The sequence below is a fragment of the Streptomyces sp. MGP-BFMKR1 genome (genome assembly GCF_057766585.1).
In genome coordinates this window covers 6,180,671-6,198,596 of record NZ_CM173408.1, presented here as the reverse complement: position 1 = coordinate 6,198,596, position 17,926 = coordinate 6,180,671, and the positions used below count along the sequence as shown (strand labels likewise).

The 17,926-nt window shown below is 72.7% G+C and carries 11 protein-coding genes and 1 pseudogene; 2 read left to right on the top strand and 10 right to left on the bottom strand.

Translation table 11 applies throughout. From position 1 onward, the window contains the following. Nucleotides 1-11 precede the first annotated feature (11 nt). Complete coding sequence (locus AC3CHW_RS24695) at nt 12-1,367, bottom strand: alpha/beta hydrolase family protein (protein ID WP_488467942.1); 1,356 nt, start codon at nt 1,365-1,367, stop codon at nt 12-14. A 143-nt stretch (nt 1,368-1,510) separates the two neighbouring features. Here AC3CHW_RS24695 and AC3CHW_RS24690 point away from each other — a divergent pair, with 143 nt between their 5' ends. Next, complete coding sequence (locus tag AC3CHW_RS24690) at nt 1,511-2,551, top strand: winged helix-turn-helix domain-containing protein (protein ID WP_488467941.1); 1,041 nt, start codon at nt 1,511-1,513, stop codon at nt 2,549-2,551. A gap of 136 nt (nt 2,552-2,687) precedes the next feature. Further along, the gene (locus tag AC3CHW_RS24685; RefSeq protein WP_488467940.1) at nt 2,688-5,330 is read left to right on the top strand and encodes a SpoIIE family protein phosphatase; all 2,643 of its coding nucleotides are present in this window, start codon (nt 2,688-2,690) and stop codon (nt 5,328-5,330) included. A 138-nt stretch (nt 5,331-5,468) separates the two neighbouring features. Here AC3CHW_RS24685 and rodA read toward each other — a convergent pair whose 3' ends face one another. The 9 genes and pseudogenes from rodA to AC3CHW_RS24640 all read right to left on the bottom strand — a co-directional run bounded on the left by rodA (nt 5,469) and on the right by AC3CHW_RS24640 (nt 17,876). Beyond that, entirely contained in the window at nt 5,469-6,668 is a 1,200-nt protein-coding gene (gene rodA / locus AC3CHW_RS24680) for a rod shape-determining protein RodA (protein ID WP_488467939.1), read from the bottom strand. Beyond that, entirely contained in the window at nt 6,665-8,929 is a 2,265-nt protein-coding gene (gene mrdA, locus AC3CHW_RS24675) for a penicillin-binding protein 2 (RefSeq protein ID WP_488467938.1), read from the bottom strand. Before mrdA ends, rodA begins: the two co-directional genes overlap by 4 nt. A 109-nt stretch (nt 8,930-9,038) precedes the next feature. Beyond that, on the bottom strand, nt 9,039-9,788 hold the full coding sequence (gene mreD, locus AC3CHW_RS24670; protein ID WP_398607243.1) for a rod shape-determining protein MreD: 750 nt from the start codon (nt 9,786-9,788) through the stop codon (nt 9,039-9,041). Next, complete coding sequence (mreC, locus tag AC3CHW_RS24665; RefSeq protein WP_398607244.1) at nt 9,785-10,723, bottom strand: rod shape-determining protein MreC; 939 nt, start codon at nt 10,721-10,723, stop codon at nt 9,785-9,787. The genes mreD and mreC overlap by 4 nt, the downstream gene beginning before the upstream one ends. A 334-nt stretch (nt 10,724-11,057) precedes the next feature. Then, nucleotides 11,058-12,077 (bottom strand): rod shape-determining protein, encoded by a 1,020-nt coding sequence (locus AC3CHW_RS24660; RefSeq protein ID WP_176166043.1) that lies wholly within the window; start codon nt 12,075-12,077, stop codon nt 11,058-11,060. 320 nt (nt 12,078-12,397) lie between these two features. Next, nucleotides 12,398-12,811 (bottom strand): nucleoside-diphosphate kinase, encoded by a 414-nt coding sequence (gene ndk, locus AC3CHW_RS24655; protein WP_176161598.1) that lies wholly within the window; start codon nt 12,809-12,811, stop codon nt 12,398-12,400. 328 nt (nt 12,812-13,139) lie between these two features. Continuing rightward, nucleotides 13,140-13,490 (bottom strand): annotated as a pseudogene (locus tag AC3CHW_RS24650) (DUF4233 domain-containing protein); the annotation flags it as partial. A gap of 13 nt (nt 13,491-13,503) precedes the next feature. Further along, the gene (gene folC / locus AC3CHW_RS24645; protein WP_459249444.1) at nt 13,504-15,048 is read right to left on the bottom strand and encodes a bifunctional tetrahydrofolate synthase/dihydrofolate synthase; all 1,545 of its coding nucleotides are present in this window, start codon (nt 15,046-15,048) and stop codon (nt 13,504-13,506) included. A gap of 194 nt (nt 15,049-15,242) precedes the next feature. Next, nucleotides 15,243-17,876 carry a valine--tRNA ligase gene (locus AC3CHW_RS24640; protein ID WP_488467937.1) on the bottom strand — a complete coding sequence of 878 codons (2,634 nt, stop codon included), beginning with the start codon at nt 17,874-17,876 and terminating at the stop codon, nt 15,243-15,245. Between the last annotated feature and the right edge of the window lie 50 nt (nt 17,877-17,926).

Below are 17,926 nucleotides of genomic sequence, written 5' to 3'. Positions count from 1 at the left end.
GCGTCGCGGGGTCAGGGCGTGCCGAGGCGGCGGGCGAAGAAGGTGCGGACGAGGTGGCGCAGCAGCGGCACCGAGCGCGCCGGGTCGATGGTGCCGACCAGGCCGGCGCGGGCCTCGGCGGTGATCAGGCCGGCGGCCTGGAGTTGGGGCGCCAGGGCCGCGTAGTCGGTGAGGGTCGCGTGCGTGGCGCCGGCGATCTGCCGCCAGGTGGCATGGCCGTGCGAGCGGGCCACCGCCGCCGACCAGGTGCGTTCGAACTCCGCGTCCCGGAACCCGTCCGTGCCCAGCAGGAGCAGCGGCCGGTCCACCCCGGCGCGGGCGACGGGGAAGAGCGGGCCGGGGCGGCCGGTCGGCGTTCCCGGGTGGCTCAGGTACCCCTCCAGGTTGGCCGCCGCCGCGATACGGCGGTCGTCGTAGAGGGCCTGCGCCGCCGTGGTGCCGCCCGCCGAGTGTCCGTAGACGCCCACCCGACGCGGGTCCAGGGCGCGCGCGAGGCCACGGGGCAGGGCGCGGCCCGGCTGGTCGCGGCGGCGGCCGGTCGCTGGGCCGGCCAGGCCGGCCAGCCGGACCAGGTGGTCGAGGACGAGGCGGACGTCGGCGAGCCGGGTCTCGATCATGGTCCGGAACAGCTTGGGGTCGGTGCGCGGGTCGCCGACGAAGACCGTCTCGCGCAGCGTGCCGTCCGGCAGCTCGACCTCGCTGGCGTCGCCCGGGTGGTCGAGGGTGACCACGACGAAGCCGTGGCTGGCCAACTCCTCGGCCACGCAGGTGCCCAGGGTGCGCGGGTCGCCGCCGCCCGGGCTGTAGAGCAGCACCGGCCGCCGCCGCCCGGTCAGCGCGGGCGCGTCCAGGTGGGCGTGGGTGGCGGTGGCGGCCCAGTCCACGCCCGTCGGCGGCACCTGCGGGTGCGTCCGGGGCGCCCAGGACGCGAACGAGCCGGCGGCCCGCGGCGTCATGTGCGGCAGCCGCGGCCGGCCGCGCACGTCGCCGGCCGGGTACCACACCGTGGCCATCACCTGCCGTACGCTGCCGGCGCCGAGCCACGGGTCGGGGCGTTCCCGGTCGACGAGGTGCAGCACGCTGGCCCCGAGCCGGTACGGGCCGCTCGGCGCCGGCAGCCGCAGCCGGAGGCCACCCGCCGCGCCGGCACCCACCGGGGAGCCCGGGCGCGACGCGGCCCACGCCGGGCCCCGGCCGGTGAGGGCCACCGCGCCGCCGAGCACGGCCGCCGCGGCGACCGCCCGCCGGCCGACGCCGCCCCCGGGCCCCGTACGTCCCGCGCCCCCCGTACGCCCCGCACCGCCGCGCCCGGCCCCGGCCACGGCCTTCGCCCCGTACGTGTTGCCGTCCCTGTCCCTGTTCGCCATGGTCTGTCGCACCCTTCCGTGCTCGATCGCCGCGCACCCCGCGCGAACCCCCGCCGCCACGCGGCGGCACGCCGGGAATACTGGTGGGGGCCGGCGGCGCGGGCGATCGTTGCGGCGCTGGCCGAAAAGCTGGCGCGCGGCCCTTGGGGGAAGTAGTGATCCGGGTCCACCTCACGGCCGCCGACCTGGCCCGGGTGCGGTTCGCGCCGCGCCCCGCCCCGCTCCAGGAGCTGAACACCGCGCTGCTGACGCTGTGCCAGCCCGGCGACGCGCCGCGGTACGGGCCCTGGCGGCAGCGGCTGCTGCACCGCCTGCCGGACGCCGTCCGCCCGCTGCGCGACCTGGTCCCGGCCGCCCGCGCGCCCAGCTTCCTCGACGTGTTCGCCGATGACCTGCACGAGGGCCTCGCCGCCCCGCGCGCCACCCCCGCGGCCGTGGTGCGCGCGGAGTTGACCCGCGTGTACGCCACCCATCCCGCGCCGCCCCCGCCCTGGGTGCGCGACCTGCGCCGCGGCGACGCCGACGCCTGGCGGGTGCTGCGCCAGGCGCAGCACGCGGCGTTCGAGACGGTCCTGCGGCCGGCCTGGTCCCTGGTGCAGGACCTGCACCGGGCGGAGTTCACCCGGTACGCCGTGACGGCGGCCGAGGCGGGCGTCGGCGCCGCGCTGTGCGCCGCCGTGCCCGACTCCGCGTTCCGCGCGGACGTGTGGGAGCTGGCCGCGCGCCGGGACGCGGACGTGCGCCCGGCCGGCCGCGGCCTGACGCTGCTGCCGACCTTCCACTGGTCGGGCGCCCCGCTCGTCGCCGACCTGCCGGGCCAGCCGGTGTACGTGACGTACCCGGCCGGCCCCGGCGTGCCCCCCTCGCCCGCAGCCGCCGGCGACCGCGCCGGGGCGCTGTCCGCGGTGCTCGGCCGGGCCCGGTACGAGGCCCTGCTGGTGCTCGCCGAGGCCCACACCACCGGCCAACTGGCCCGCCGCCTCGGCCTGAGCGACGCCACCGCGTCCGAGCACGCCGCCGCGCTGCGCGGCGCCGGCCTGATCACCACGGTCCGCGCCGGGCGCGCGGTGCGGCACCGCCGTACCGCGCTCGGCGGCCTCCTGGTGCGCCCCCGCGACCGCCCCACCCGCGACCGCCCCACCCCCGACCGCGCCACCGCCGACCGACCGCCGGCGGACGCGTAGGCCACGCCGCCCACCCGCCGACGCCCACGCACCCAGCCAGCGCCCGCCCACCCCTCATCCGCCGGTGTCCTCCCGACAGCGGAGCGCGCCGGCCGGGCGCGCTGCGGGGACGCTTGCCGTGGGGCAGGGTGGACGCATGGGCAAGCCAGCACCGCCGCAGGCTCACGTTCGGCGCTTCCCGCAGCGGCCGGAGTCCGTCGCGACGGCCCGGCGCTTCGTGCGCGGCGCCCTGGACGGCACCTACGCGCCGTTGGTCGACACCGCCGTGCTCCTGGTCAGCGAGCTGGTGACCAACGCGGTGGTGCACGCGGCGACCGAGATCGAGGTGTCGGTGCGGGCCGTGGGCAGCCGGGTGTGCGTGCGGGTCAGCGACCACCGGCCGGGCCGTGGCTTAGCTCCCCGGGCCTGCCCTCCGTACGCCGGTACGGGACAGGGGCTGGTCGTGGTCGAGCAGCTCACCTGGCGGCACGGGGTGGACGTCGGGGACGACCACAAGACGGTCTGGTTCGAGCTGCGGACCGACGCTTCGCCGTCGCCGCCCTTCGGATGGCGGCCCACCACCCCGCCGCCCGTGGCGGCCCGCGAGACCGTGATGCTGGTGGACCTGCCCAGGACGCTGTACGCGGCCTCCGAGCGGCACCGGCACGCGCTGCTGCGCGAGCTCTACCTCGCGGCCTCCGCCGGGACCGACCTCGGTGTGCCGCCCGGGGAGCTGGCCGTCGCGCATGACATGAACAACGTCGTCAGCGCCTGCGTCACCGCCGCCCTGGAGCGACACCCGCCGCTGACCGACGTCCACTCGCTGCCCCTGACCGTGCCGGCGGACGCCGGCCCCGCAGTGGCGACCCTGCGCCGGGTACTCGACCTGGCCGAGGAGGCGGCGCGCGCGGAGCGCCTGCTGACGCTGCCGGCCCTGCCGCGTCGGCGCGCCTTCCAGCAGTGGCTGCTCGACCAGATCACCGACCAGCTCGCCGGCGAGCCGCCCACCGCGTGGACGCTGGTCCCGCACGGGCCGGGCTTCAGCCCGTCCGAGATGGTGCCGTGGGACGCCAGCCTCCTCCAGTCGAGCAGGGTGCCGACCATCGCCGCCGACGAGAGCAACCACATCATCGCGGTCAACGGGTCGGCCGCCGACATGCTCGGCTGGTCCGCGGACGACCTGCTCGGCCGCAGGCTCACCGCCCTCATCCCGGAGCACCTGCGCCAGCGCCACGTGGCCGCGTTCACCTCGCTGCTGCTCACCGGGCAGGCGCACATCCTGGGTCGCTCGGTGCCGCTCCCGGCGCTGCACCACGACGGGCACCTCGTCCCCGTCCGGCTGATCATCCAGACCCAGGAGATGGCCGACGGCCGCACCGTGTTCGTCGCCCAACTGGCCCCCCGGGCCACCACCCCGATCGACGGACCGGGCAAACACCACGCCCGCGGCCTGCCCTCGCCCCCGCCGGAGGCGGGCGGGCCGCCCGCCCCGGCCGCGCCGCGACCCGAGGCCCGGCCGGCCGAGCCCGTCACCGAGCTGTCGGACCTGGAGCGGTTCACCCTGCTGGCCGGCCTGGGCAGCGCGCTGGGCAACACCGCGAACCTGCGCGAGGGCCTGCAGGAGGCGGGCCGCATCGTGACGCGGCAACTGGCCGACTGGTGCGTGGTCGACCTGCTGGACCAGCACGCCGGGGTGGACCGGGTCTGCGTCGTCCACCGCGACCCACCCCCGGGCCGAACGCCGCGCGCGTACGAGGGCAGGCTCCCGCCGCTGTCCGACGTCGAGCGCGGCCCGCTGGCCCGCGTGCTGCGCGGCGCGGGCCCGTTGCTGCTCACCGAGGCGCTCCCGCCGGGCCAGGCCGACAGCCCGTTGGACGCCCAGTACCGGGAGCTGTTCGAGCGACTGGGGGCCTCCAGCGCCGTGGTGGCCCCGCTCCGCTCGCGCCGGGAGGTCTTCGGGGCGCTGACGCTGGCCCGCACCGACCCCGACCGGCCCTTCACCAAGGGGGTGCTCTCGCTCGTCGACGACGTGGTGCGCACCCTCACCCTGGGCGTGGACAACGCCCGGCTCTACCAGGACACCCGGAACGTCGCCGAACGCCTCCAGCGCTCCCTGCTGCCCAGGCTGCCGGAGGTGGAGCACCTCCAGTTGGCCGCCCGCTACGTCGCCTCCTCCACCACGGCGCAGGTCGGCGGCGACTGGTACGACAGCTTCCGCGTCTCCGGCGGAACGGCCGTCGTCATCGGCGACGTCACCGGGCACAACCTCGACGCGGCCATCACGATGAGCCAGCTCCGCAGCATGCTGCGGGGCATCGCCATCGACCGCGAGGAGCCCCCGCAGGTGGTCCTGCGCCGCCTGGACCTGGCCAACCACAGCCTCTCCCACGAGCCCACCGCCACCTGCCTCTACGGCCTCGTCAAGGGCCCACCCGGCGGCCCCTGGGAGCTGCGCTACTCCTCCGCCGGGCACGTGCCGCCGCTGCTGACCACCGCGGAGGGCGAGACCCGGTTCCTCGAAGAGGGCGCGGGCCTGCTCCTGGGCATGGACCCGGACGTGCCCCGCACCGAGGCGTGGAGCGAACTCCCGGCCCACTCGACCCTGTTGCTCTACACCGACGGCCTCATCGAGCGCCGCGACGAACCCCTCGACCACTCCATGGCCAGGCTGCGCCGGCACACCGCGGCCCTGGCCCGCGAGCCGCTCGAGGTCTTCTGCGACGAACTCCTCATCGGCCTCGGCGCCGACAGCGCCGACGACCTCGCCGTCCTCGCGGTCCGCCCCACGCCGCCGCACTGACCCGGCCCCGGCCGCTCCCCCGCCGCACCGCCAGGCCGACTCGGCGCCCCCGAACGTGCCACCGCCCCGGCGGCCGTCCACGGGGGACGGCAGCCGGGGCGGCTGACGGTGCGACGGGCCCGCGCGGCGGGCCGGCCGCTAGGCCGATATCGGCCGCTGCACCCTGATCGACTGCAACAGGCCGATCGCTATCCACGCGGCGAACATCGACGTGCCGCCGTACGAGACGAAGGGCAGCGGCAGGCCGGTGACCGGCATGATGCCGAGCGTCATGCCGATGTTCTCGAAGGACTGGAACGCGAACCAGGCGATGATGCCGGCCGCGACGACCGTGCCGTACAGCTCGGGGGCGCCGCGCGCGATGCGGCAGGCGCGCCAGAGCACGACGCCCACGAGCAGGATGATGAGCCCGCCGCCGAGGAAGCCGAGTTCCTCGCCGGCCACCGTGAACACGAAGTCGGTCTGCTGCTCGGGGACGAACTGGCCGGTGGTCTGGCTGCCCTTGAACAAACCGGAGCCGGTCAGTTGGCCGGAGCCGATGGCGATGCGGGCCTGGTTGGTGTTGTAGCCGACGCCGGCCGGGTCGAGCGCCGGGTTGGCGAACGCGGCGAACCGGTCGATCTGGTACTGGTCCAGGATGTTGAGCTGCCAGATCAGCACGATGCCCAGCAACCCGGTGCCGAGGATGCCGGCGATCCAGCGGTTGGAGGCGCCGGAGGCCAGCAGCACCGCCAGCACGATGACGGCCATCACCATCACCGAACCGAGGTCCGGCATCAGCAGCACGATCGCGATCGGCACGGCCGCGATGGCCAGCGACTGGAGCACGGTGCGGTGGTCGGGGTACTCCCGGTCGCCCGCGTCCACCTTGGCGGCCAGCAGCATCGCCATGCCCAGGATGATGGTGACCTTGGTGAACTCCGACGGCTGGAGCGAGAAGCCGCCCGGAAGCTGGATCCACGAGTGCGCGCCGTTGACGGTCGAGCCCAGCGGCGAGAGCACCGCGAGCACCAGGACCACCGACAGCACGTACAGCACCGGCACCGCGCCGCGCAGCGTGCGGTGGCCGAGCCAGATGGTCACGACCATCAGGGCCAGGCCGATGCTGGTGTTGAGGGTGTGTCGGAAGAGGAACGAGTACTGGTCGCCGCCGGTCAGCTCGGTGCGGTTGCGGGTGGCCGAGTAGACCAGCACGGCGCCCATCGCGGACAGCGCGAGCGCCGAGATCATCAGCGTCCAGTCCAGCCGCCGCACGATCGAGTCCCGCGCCGTCAGCTTGCCCCAGGCGCCCGGTTCCGGGCTGAAGCGGCGGACGGAGAAACCGTCGGAAGCACTCACTGGCCCCGCCTCCCGGTCGCCGCGAGCGGCGGGGTGAGGGCGGTCGACGCGGAGACGGGGCTCTCGCCCGCGTCCAGCGTGGCGATCGGCCGCTGGCCGCGCTGGTCCAGTTCACCCGCCGCCAGCACCGGCGCCGTCTCGACCGGCTCGGTCTTCTTCGGCGGCTTGATCTGCGGCGCCTCGATCGTGCCGTCCTTCTCGATCTTGGGCAGCTTGGCCTGCGGCGAGGGCAGCAGGGCCTTCTTCCGGTCGATCCCGCCCTTGGCGTCCACGCCGTACAGCGCGCTGTAGATGTTGCGCACGGCCGGCCCGGAGGCGCCGGAGCCGGTGCCGCCCTGGGAGATCGTCATGACGATCGTGTAGTCCTTGGTGTACGAGGCGAACCACGACGTCGTCTGCTTGCCGTGCACCTCCGCGGTGCCGGTCTTGGCGTGCATCGGGATCTTGTCCTGCGGCCAGCCGCCGAACTTCCAGGCGGCCGAGCCGTTGGTGACCACGCCGGCCAGCGCCTTGTCGATCTTGTCGCGGGTGTAGCCGCGCATCGGCAGCTTGCCGTGCGTGGTCGGCTTGATCTCCTTGACGTGCTTGCCGTCGGGGCTGACCACGGCCTTGCCGACGCTGGGGTCGTAGAGCGTGCCGCCGTTGCTGATCGCGCTGTAGATCGTCGCCATCTGTATCGGCGTGACGAGCGTGTCGCCCTGCCCGATGGAGTAGTTGACGCTGTCACCGGCGCGCATCTTCATGCCCTCGGCGCAGTTCTCGCGGGCGATCTGGGTGACGTAGTCCCGCTTCTTGGACTTCGCCTGCTTGCACCACGCGTCCTTGTTGGCCTCGTAGTAGTCCTTCTTCCACTTCCGGTCCGGCACCCGGCCCGCGACCTCGTTGGGCAGGTCGATGCCGGTCTCCTTGCCAAGCCCGAACTGGTGCGCCGTCTTGTAGAAGTGGTCGGCCGGCTTGTCCTTCGGCTTGTTCCCGCCGTCCTTCTGCCACTGCTTGTACGCCAGGTCGTAGAAGACCGTGTCGCAGGAGACCTCCAGGGCGCGGCCGATGTCGATCGGCCCGTAGCCCTTGGACTCGAAGTTCTTGAAGACCTGGCCGCCGATGTTGAAGGCGCTGCTGCAGTTGTACTTGTCGTCGAAGTCGTAGCCCGCGTTGACCGCCGCGGTCGCCGAGATCACCTTGAAGATCGAGCCGGGCGCCGCCTGCCCCTGGATGGCCCGGTTGAGCAGCGGGTAGTTGGAGTCCTTGCCGGTCAGGCGCTGGTAGTCCTTGCCGGAGATGCCGCCGACCCAGGCGTTGGGGTCGTACGTCGGGTTGGAGGCCATCGACACGATGCGGCCCGTCTTGGACTCCATGACCACCACGGCGCCCGCGTCCGCCTCGTAGTTCCGGTTGGTGTTGCGGTCGTGCTCCTTGCGGGCGGCCTTCATGGCCGCATCGAGCTCCTTCTCCGCTATGGCCTGCACGCGGGCGTCGATGCTCGTGACGACGTTGGCGCCGGGCACGGCCCGGTCGCTCTTGGCCTTGCCGATGACGCGGCCGAGGTTGTCCACCTCGTACCGGGTGACCCCGGCCTTGCCGCGCAACTGGCTGTCGTAGGTGCGCTCCAGGCCCGAACGGCCGATCTGGTCGGCGCGCAGCAGCGGCGACTCGCTGTCCTCGGCCTTCTTGATCTCCTCGTCGGTGACCGGCGAGAGGTAGCCGAGCACCTGCGCGGTGTTGGCGTCACCCGGCGCGGCGTAGCGGCGCACGGCGGTGGGCTCGGCGCTGATGCCGGGGAAGTCCTCGGCCCGCTCGCGGATCTGCAGGGCCTGCTGGGTGGTGGCCTCGTCGGTGATCGGGATGGGCTGGTACGGGGAGCCGTTCCAACAGGGCTGCGGGGTCTTGGAGTCGCACAGCCGCACCTTGTCGGTGACGTCCTTGGTCTCCATGTCCAGCACCTCGGCGAGCCGGGTGAGCACGGCCTGGCCGTCGTCGGCCATCTTCATCAGCTCGGTGCGGCTGGCGGAGACCACCAGGCGGGTCTGGTTGTCGGCCAGCGGCACGCCCCTGGCGTCCAGGATGGAGCCGCGCACGGCGGGCTCGACCACCTGCTGTACGTGGTTGTTACTGGCCTGGTTGCTGTACTCGTCGCCGTTGCGGATCTGGAGGTACCACAGCCGCCCGCCGAGCGTCAGCAGCAGCGAGAAGACCAGGATCTGAATGGCCACCAGGCGGATGGTGACCCGGGTGGTCCGCCCGGTCTCCGGGATGTTGCTCATCGTGTCCCCCTCTCCACGCTCTCCGCGCTCTCCCCGCGCTTCGGGCCCCGCGGCCGGTACGGGTCCTCGTGCGGGCCCGCCTGCGCGGCCCGCCCGGACGCTTGCCGCATCACAGTCGCTTGACCCCCTTGATGCGCGCGAGCTTGCCCTTGCCGGGCTTGGCCAGCAGGTCGCTGCGCGGGCTGGCGATCCGCGCCGACTTGCCGAGCCGGATGGTCTTGCCGATACGGGCCGGCTTGCCGGAACGGGCCGCCTTGCCCCAGCCACCGGAACCGCCACCCGCGCCGGAACCCGGCGAGAGCCAGCCCAGCGACCGGTCCCGGGTGCCGCCGGACGAGGTGCCGCCGCCGTCGCTGAGCGGGTGGCTCTCGGTGCGCCGGGCCATCGCCATCACCAGCGGTACGACGAACGGCGCGAGCAGCAGGTCGTAGAGGGCGGCGGTGAACAGCAGCTTGCCGAGCCCGACATGGCGGGCCGCGTCGTCGCCGACGAGCGCGCCGACGGCCGCGTACAGCAACGTGGCGCCGATCGCCGCGCCGACGACCACGAGCATCGGCCCGGTGGCCGAGCGCGGTTGACCCTTCTCCGGCTTGGCGAGCCCGGCCAGGTAGCCGATGACGCACAGCACGAGCGCGTACCGCCCGGCGGCGTGGTCGGCCGGCGGGGCGAAGTCGACCAGGAGGCCGGCGCCGAAGCCGGTGAGGGCGCCCGCGGTGTGCCCGTAGCCGAGGGCGAGCCCGAGGACGACCAGGAGCAGCAGGTCGGGCACGGCGCCCGGCAACTGGAGTCGGGCCAACACGGTGACCTGGATGATCAGGGCGACGACCACCAGGAAGGCCGAGAGGACGATGCGTTTCACTGGGCTACGCCTCCGGGCGTTGCGTTCGCGCTGGGGGTGACGGTGACGGTGACCTTGGGCGTCGGCTTCTTGGCGGGCTTGGGCGGCAGCACCTCGTCGCGCGGGTTGGTGCGCGGCGGCTTGACCACGATGCCGACGATGTCGAGCTTGGTGAAGCCGACGTACGGGCGGACCTGGACCGTGCGGGTGAGGTCGCCGCGCGAGGGGTCGACCCGGACCACCTCGCCGACCGGGACGCCGGGCACGAACGGGCGGTCGGCGCGGGAGCCGAAGGTGACCATGCGGTCGCCCTTCTTCACCTTGGCCTTGCCGTTGAGGAGTTGCACGCGCAACGACCGGTCACCCTGGCCGTTCGCGAAGCCGATCTCGCCGCTCTTCTCCAGCCGGGTGCCGACGGTGAAGTCGGGGTCGTTGGCGAGCACCACGGTGGACGTGGACGGGCCGACCGTGGTGATCCGGCCGACCAGGCCGTCACCGTTGATGACGGTCATGTCGCGGGCGATGCCGTCGTTGCTGCCCGCGTCGATGGTGACGGTCCAGGAGAAGCCCTGGGCCGCTCCTATCGCGATGACCTCGGCGCCCTTGATGCCGTACTGGCCTCGGCCGGCGGTCTTGAGCATCTTGTCGAGCTCGGCGACGCGGGCGCGGTTGCGGTCGTCGCTGCCGAGTCTGTGCTTCAGTGCGGCGTTCTCGCGCTCCAGTGTGCTGATGCGATCGTGTCGCTCGTCGGAGTCCCGTATGGCGGCGATCGCGTTGCCGACCGGGTCGACGGCGGTGGCCACGGTGTCCTCGACCGGGCCGAAGACCGTCTGGGCCGCCGTGCGCGGTGTGTCGAGCGGGGAGTCCTCGCCACCGCGGATATCCACAGTGATCAGTGCGAACGCGATGGCGACCAGCAGCACTAGTAGCAGCCGGCTCTCTCGGGTGTCCCTCACGTACGGCGGCCGTGCCTTCCTCGTCGGACCGGCCGGTTTCGGGTCGGCGGCCGGTCGGGGCGTCCTACCTCAGTGCGAACGCTGTCCGTACGGACCGCGTCATGAGCTGGAGTGGTCCTGATACGTACCGCGCGGGTCTCCGGCGTACGGATGACGCGGGGCGCGAGGTACCGGTGATGGGCGGTGCGGTGGTGCGGTGGTGCGGTGATGCGAGGTGTGTGCGGTGGGGCTGGTGTTGTGCGACCCATGGGCTTGTGCGACCCATTATGCGGGGGTTCCGCCGCGCCGGGACGCGGCTACCCGCGCGGCGGAACGCGTTCACCCAACCGTTGGTTCAGCGTCGCGGCTGCGAGTCGAGGACCTGCTGGAGGGCCTCGAACTCCTCGACGCACTTGCCCGAGCCGAGGGCCACCGAGTCCAGCGGGTCCTCGGCGATGTGGATGGGCATCCCGGTCTCGCGGCGCAGCCGCTCGTCGAGCCCGCGCAGCAGCGCGCCGCCGCCGGTGAGCACGATGCCGCGGTCCATGACGTCGCCGGACAGCTCGGGCGGGCACTTGTCGAGGGTGGTCTTGACGGCGTCGACGATCGAGTTGACCGGCTCCTCGATGGCCTTGCGCACCTCGGTCGCGGAGATGACGACCGTCTTGGGCAACCCGCTGACCAGGTCACGCCCGCGGATCTCGGTGTGCTCCTCCTGGTCGGACTCGTACGCCGAACCAATGGTGATCTTGATGCTCTCGGCGGTGCGCTCGCCGAGGAGCAGGCTGTACTCCTTCTTGATGTGCTGGATGATCGCGTTGTCCAGCTCGTCGCCGGCCACCCGGATGGACTGCGCCGTGACGATTCCGCCCAGCGAGATGACGGCGACCTCGGTGGTGCCGCCGCCGATGTCCACGACCATGTTGCCGGTGGCCTCGTGCACCGGGAGGCCGGAGCCGATCGCCGCCGCCATCGGCTCCTCGATGATGTGCACCTGGCGCGCCCCGGCCTGGGTGGACGCCTCGATGACGGCGCGCCGCTCGACTCCGGTGATGCCGCTCGGCACGCAGACCACGACGCGCGGCCGGGCCAGATAACGGCGCTTGTGGATCTTAAGAATGAAATAGCGGAGCATCCGCTCAGTGATCTCGAAGTCGGCGATAACGCCATCCTTCAGGGGCCGCACGGCGACGATGTTCCCCGGCGTACGGCCGATCATCTTCTTGGCTTCCGCGCCCACCGCGAGAATCCCGCCGGTGTTGGTGTTGATCGCGACAACAGAAGGCTCGTTGAGGACGATCCCGCGGCCTCTGACGTAAACCAGCGTGTTGGCGGTCCCGAGGTCGACAGCCATGTCACGGCCGATGAACGACATGTTGTTCCCCATGAGGATGCGTCTGGCCTTCCCAACGTGAGCGAATGCTTGCTTGAGGTAGGCGTGATGTGTGCGCTTACGAGGCGCGGAAGGTTCCATCGTAGTCTCGCTCGCCGCGGTACAGCGCGAGGGAGCTCCTGCCATTGTCGGCGGAACACGGGCCCGTCCCCTACTTATGGAGACGTCGTGTCGCGGCGATGCGTTCCCTCAAACGATGGGCATATGCCCGGGGACAACCGAAAAAATACGATCGCCCCCTGGGCAACCGGGCTCACCCATGTGGGTCGGGTGAAGAGACCCGACGGATATCCGACGTCTCGTCAGGCGAGACCGGGAAAGAAAATCTTCATCTCCCGTTCGGCCGACTCCTCGGAGTCGGAGGCGTGAATGAGGTTCTCGCGCACGATGGTGCCGAAGTCGCCCCGGATGCTGCCGGGAGTGGCGGCGATCGGGTCGGTCGGGCCGGCCAGCGTGCGCACGCCCTCGATCACCCGCTCACCCTCGACCACCAGGGCCACGGCCGGCCCGGAGGTCATGAACTCCATGAGCGGCTCGTAGAACGGCTTGCCCACGTGCTCGGCGTAGTGCTGCTCCAGCACCTCGCGCTCCAGGGTCCGCAGCTCCAGCGCGGCGATCCGCCACCCGGCCTTGTTCTCGATGCGGCCCAGGATCTCGCCCACCAGACCGCGCCTGACCGCGTCGGGCTTGAGAAGGACGAGGGTGCGCTGGCTCATGATCGCGGCTCCTTGGCAGTGTGAACGGGGGTTGGTGGGCCCGAGGCTACAGGGGGCGCGCCCCGGGCCCGCACCGGGCCCGGCCATGATCCAACGCCGACGCGCCGCGCGTGGCCGGCCGGGCCACGCGCGACGCGCCCCGACCCTACGCGGGGTCGGACGCCGGGCGCGTCGCGTCCGCGTCCGCCGCCGCCCGCTGCCGCGGCGCCGTGGCCCCGCCGGCCGCTCCGGGCTCGCTGACCTCACGAGCCTCACGGGCCTCGTCGGCCGCGGCGGCGCCGTCGGCCGCGTCGGCGTTCCCGGTCCCGCCGGCCGCGGCGCGCGCCTCGGCCAGCTCGCGGGCGGCCTCGTCCATCGCCGCGAAGCGCGCCTTGGCCTCGTCGATGTGCCGCCCGTAGTGGATGGACGCCCACCACAGGCCGGCGAACGCCAGGCCCAGGAAGAACATCACCGGCACCACGAAGCCGCTCAGCACCAGCCCGATCTGCAACACCCAGCCGACCTGGAGCGCCCACGGCCAGCGCAGCATCCCGGACAGCAGCACGCACAGGCCCATGGCGATGCCACTGACCGTCCACACCGTGCCCATGGACAGGTCGGAGAGCTTCATGGCGACCAGGCCGGCGAAGCCGATGACGAAGAACTCGCAGATCAGGGTGGACGCACACAGGGTGCGCAGCGTTCGCATGCTCTTACTCCCTTCCGAGGAGCAGCCGGGCCTCGCCCACGGTGATGACGGAGCCGGTGATCAAGACGCCGGCGCTGGAGAACTCGCCCTCCTCCTCGGCGAGCGTGACGGCGACGTCGATCGCCTCGTCCAAGCGCGGCTCGACCTGCACCCGGTCGGGCCCGAAGACCTCGACGGCGACGGCCGCCAGTTCGTCCACGTCGAGCGCCCGGTCGTGCGCGTACCGCGTCACCACGATCTCGGTGAACAGCGGCTCGAACGCCTCCAGGAGGCCGCGCACGTCCTTGCCCGTGCTGCACGCGACCACGCCGATCAGCCGGCTGAAGGCGAACGCCTCGGTGACCGCCTCGGCCGCGGCCCGCGCGCCCCCCGGGTTGTGCGCCGCGTCCAGCACCACGGTCGGGCTGCGACGCACCACCTCAAGCCGGCCGGGCGAGCTGACGCCCGCGAACGCCGCCCGCACCGTGTCCAGGTCGAGCGTCCTGGCGTGCTGCGAGCCGATGCCGAAGAACGCCTCGACGGCGGCGAGCGCCACGGCCGCGTTGTGCGCCATGTGCGCGCCGTGCAGCGGGAGGAAGAGGTCCGGGTACTCGCCGCCGAGGCCGCGCAGCGTCAGGAGCTGGCCCCCGACCGCGACCTCCCGGCTCAGCACGCCGAACTCCATGCCCTCCCTGGCCACCGTGGCGTCCACCTCGACGGCCCGCTTGAGCAGCACCGACGCGGCCTCCACCGGCTGTTGGGCGAGGACCACCGTCGCCCCCGCGGCGCCGTCGGCCCCCTCCCGGGCCTTGATGATCCCCGCCTTCTCGGTGGCGATCGCCTCGTGCGTGCTCCCGAGCCGGTCCGTGTGGTCCAGCGAGATCGGGGTGACGACGGCGACCGCCGCGTCGATGACGTTGGTCGCGTCCCAGGTGCCGCCCATGCCGACCTCGACCACCGCGACGTCGACCGGCGCGTCGGCGAACGCCGCGTACGCCATGGCCGTCAGCACCTCGAAGAAGGAGAGCCGGAACTCCTGCTGGGCGTCGGTCATCTCCACGTACGGCTGGATGTCGCGGTACGTCTCGACGAACCGCTCGGCGGAGATCGGGGCGCCGTCCAGGCTGATCCGCTCGGTGATCGACTGCACGTGGGGGCTGGTGTACCGGCCGGTGCGCAGCTCGAAGGCGCCGAGCAGGGCCTCGATCATCCGGGCCGTGCTGGTCTTGCCGTTGGTGCCGGTGATGTGGATCGCCGGGTACGCGCGCTGCGGCTCGCCGAGGATGTCCAGGATCGCCTTGATGCGCTGCACCGACGGGTCGAGCTTGGTCTCACCCCAGCGGCTGGCCAGCTCCGTCTCGACCTCGCGCAGCGCGCGGTCCAGCTCGGGGTCCTGGGGTCGGGACGGCACGCCGTCGTCCTGGGGCGGGCCGGCCTGGGCACGCAGGGTGCGACTGCCCGCCTCGATCACGGCGAGGTCGGGGTCGCGCTCGGTCTCGGCCTCAATGATCTCGTCGAAGGCGTCGAGCCCGTCGGGCTCGGATTCGTCACTCGGGGGGCGCTCACTCACGGCGCCAGTCTACGAGGCGGGTCGGACACCGGGCGCGCGCCGGGCCACCCACGTGCGAGCCGGCCGCCGTCGAGAGCTGAGTCCCGCCGTCGGCGGAGGTACGCCGTCGCACGCGCGAGGGGCCCCGCACCGTGTTCGGTGCGAGGCCCCTCGTACGGGTTGCCCGTGCTCCCGCCGTTCGGCCGGCCGGGCGGCTACGCCTCGGGCAGCGCCGCGAGCTGGGCCGTGATGCGGACGATGTCCTCCTCGGCCGTGGCGAGCCGCTTGCGGATCTTGTCGACCACCGGCTCCGGCGCCTTGCCGAGGAACGCCTCGTTGCCGAGCTTCCCGGTCGCCTGCGCCTTCTCCTTCTCCGCCGCGGCCAGGTCCTTGGCCAGCCGCTTGCGCTCGGCCGCCACGTCGATGGTGCCGGACAGGTCGAGCGCCACCGTGGCGCCCACGACCGGCAGCGACGCGGTCGCCGTGAAGCCCTCGCCCTCGGGCTGGAGCCGCAGCAGCGAGCGGATCGCCGCCTCGTGCGGGGCGAGCGCGGTACCCGTCAGGTCGAGTCGGGCCGGCACCTTCTGGCCGGGTTGCAGGCCCTGGTCGGCGCGGAACCTGCGGACCTCGGTGACCAGTTCCTGGACCACCGCGATCTCCCGCTCGGCCGCCGCGTCCCGGAACCCGCTGTCGGCCGGCCACTGCGCGACGACGAGGGACTCGCCCCCGGTCAGCGCGGTCCACAGGGTCTCCGTGACGAACGGGACGAGCGGGTGCAGCAGCCGCAGCGTCACGTCCAGGACCTCACCGAGCACCCGCCGCGAGGCGTCGGCGGCCGGGCCGCCGGCCTGGAAGGTGGTCTTGGACAGCTCCACGTACCAGTCGAAGACCTCGTCCCACGCGAAGTGGAACAGCGCGTCCGAGAGCTTGGCGAACTGGTAGTCGTCGTAGTACGCGTCCACCTCGGCGACGACCGTGTTCAGCCGGGAGAGGATCCACCGGTCGGCCGCCGACAGCTCCTCGGGGGCCGGCAGCGGGCCGTCGACCGTGGCGCCGTTCATCAGCGCGAAGCGTGTCGCGTTCCAGATCTTGTTGGCGAAGTTGCGTGAGCCCTGCACCCAGTCCTCGCCGATCGGCACGTCGGTGCCGGGGTTGGCGCCACGGGCCAGGGTGAAGCGGACGGCGTCGGAGCCGTAGGTGTCCATCCAGTCCAGCGGGTTGACCGCGTTGCCGAAGGACTTGGACATCTTCTTGCCGAACTGGTCGCGGACCATGCCGTGCAGCACGATCGTCTGGAACGGCGGCGTGCCGTCCATCGCGTACATGCCGAACATCATCATCCGCACGACCCAGAAGAACAGGATGTCGTAGCCGGTGACCAGGATGGAGTTCGGGTAGAACTTCTCGACGCTCTCGGTCCGCTCCGGCCAGCCGAGCGTGGAGAACGGCCACAGGCCGGAGGAGAACCAGGTGTCCAGGACGTCGGTCTCCTGGTGCCAGCCCTCGCCCGTCGGCGGCTCCTCGTCCGATCCGACGCAGACCATCTCGCCGTTCGGCCCGTACCAGACCGGGATGCGGTGGCCCCACCAGAGCTGGCGCGAGATGCACCAGTCGTGCAGGTTGTCCACCCAGTCGAAGTACCGCTTGGTCATCTCCTCCGGGTGGATCGCGACCCGGCCGTCGCGCACCGCGTCGCCGGCGGGCTTGGCCAGCGGGCCGACCTTGACCCACCACTGCATCGAAAGCCTGGGCTCGATGGTGGTCTTGCAGCGCGAGCAGTGCCCGACGGAGTGCTTGTACGGGCGCTTCTCGGCGACGACGCGGCCCTCGGCGCGCAGCGCGCCGACGATGGCGCTGCGCGCCTCGAAGCGGTCGAGCCCCTGGAACGGGCCGTGCACGGTGATCACGCCGCGCTCGTCCAGGACGGCGGGCGCGGGCAGGCCGTGCCGCTGGCCGATCTCGAAGTCGTTCGGGTCGTGGGCCGGGGTGACCTTGACCGCGCCGGTGCCGAACTCCGGGTCGACGTGCGCGTCGGCGACGACGGGGATGCGGCGGCCGGTCAGCGGCAGCTCGATCTCGGTGCCGACCAGGTGGCGGTAGCGCTCGTCGTCCGGGTGGACGGCGACGGCGGTGTCACCGAGCATCGTCTCGGCGCGGGTGGTGGCCACCACGACGGACGCCTCGCCCTCGCCGTACCGGATGGAGACCAGCTCGCCGTCGTCCTCCTGGTACTCCACCTCGATGTCGGAGATGGCCGTCAGGCAGCGCGGGCACCAGTTGATGATGCGCTCGGCGCGGTAGACCAGCTCGTCGTCGTAGAGCTTCTTGAAGATCGTCTGGACGGCGCGGGAGAGGCCCTCGTCCATCGTGAAGCGCTCGCGCGACCAGGCCACGCCGTCGCCGAGGCGGCGCATCTGGCCGGAGATCTGCCCGCCGGACTCGTCCTTCCACTGCCAGACGCGCTCGATGAACGCCTCGCGCCCCAGGTCGTGCCGCGACGTGCCGTCCTTGGCCAGCTCGCGCTCCACGACGTTCTGCGTCGCGATGCCGGCGTGGTCCATGCCGGGCTGCCACAGCGTCTCGAAGCCCTGCATCCGCTTGCGGCGGGTGGCGGCGTCGATCAGCGTGTGCTCGAAGGCGTGGCCCAGGTGCAGGCTGCCGGTGACGTTGGGCGGCGGGATGACGACCGTGAACGGCGGCTTGTCGCTCGCCGCGTCCACCTCGAAGTAGCCACGCTCTACCCAGCGCTCGTACAGCTTCCCCTCTACGTCGGCCGGCGCGTACTGGGTCGGCAGTTCGGGGGCGGGGCTGTTGTGCCCGTCGTGCGGGCGCTGAGTGTTGTCGGTCACGAGCCGATTCTACGGTCCCGCCGCAGGCTGTTACGAACCCGTTGCGCGCC

Excerpts from the sequence above, each read along its gene's own strand:
- ndk (WP_176161598.1), bottom strand. The coding sequence starts at position 12,811 with ATGAGCCAGCGCACCCTCGTCCTTCTCAAGCCCGACGCGGTCAGGCGC.
- AC3CHW_RS24660 (WP_176166043.1), bottom strand. The coding sequence starts at position 12,077 with ATGTCGTTCATCGGCCGTGACATGGCTGTCGACCTCGGGACCGCCAAC.
- mrdA (WP_488467938.1), bottom strand. The coding sequence starts at position 8,929 with ATGAGCAACATCCCGGAGACCGGGCGGACCACCCGGGTCACCATCCGC.
- AC3CHW_RS24685 (WP_488467940.1), top strand. The coding sequence starts at position 2,688 with ATGGGCAAGCCAGCACCGCCGCAGGCTCACGTTCGGCGCTTCCCGCAG.
- AC3CHW_RS24695 (WP_488467942.1), bottom strand. The coding sequence starts at position 1,367 with ATGGCGAACAGGGACAGGGACGGCAACACGTACGGGGCGAAGGCCGTG.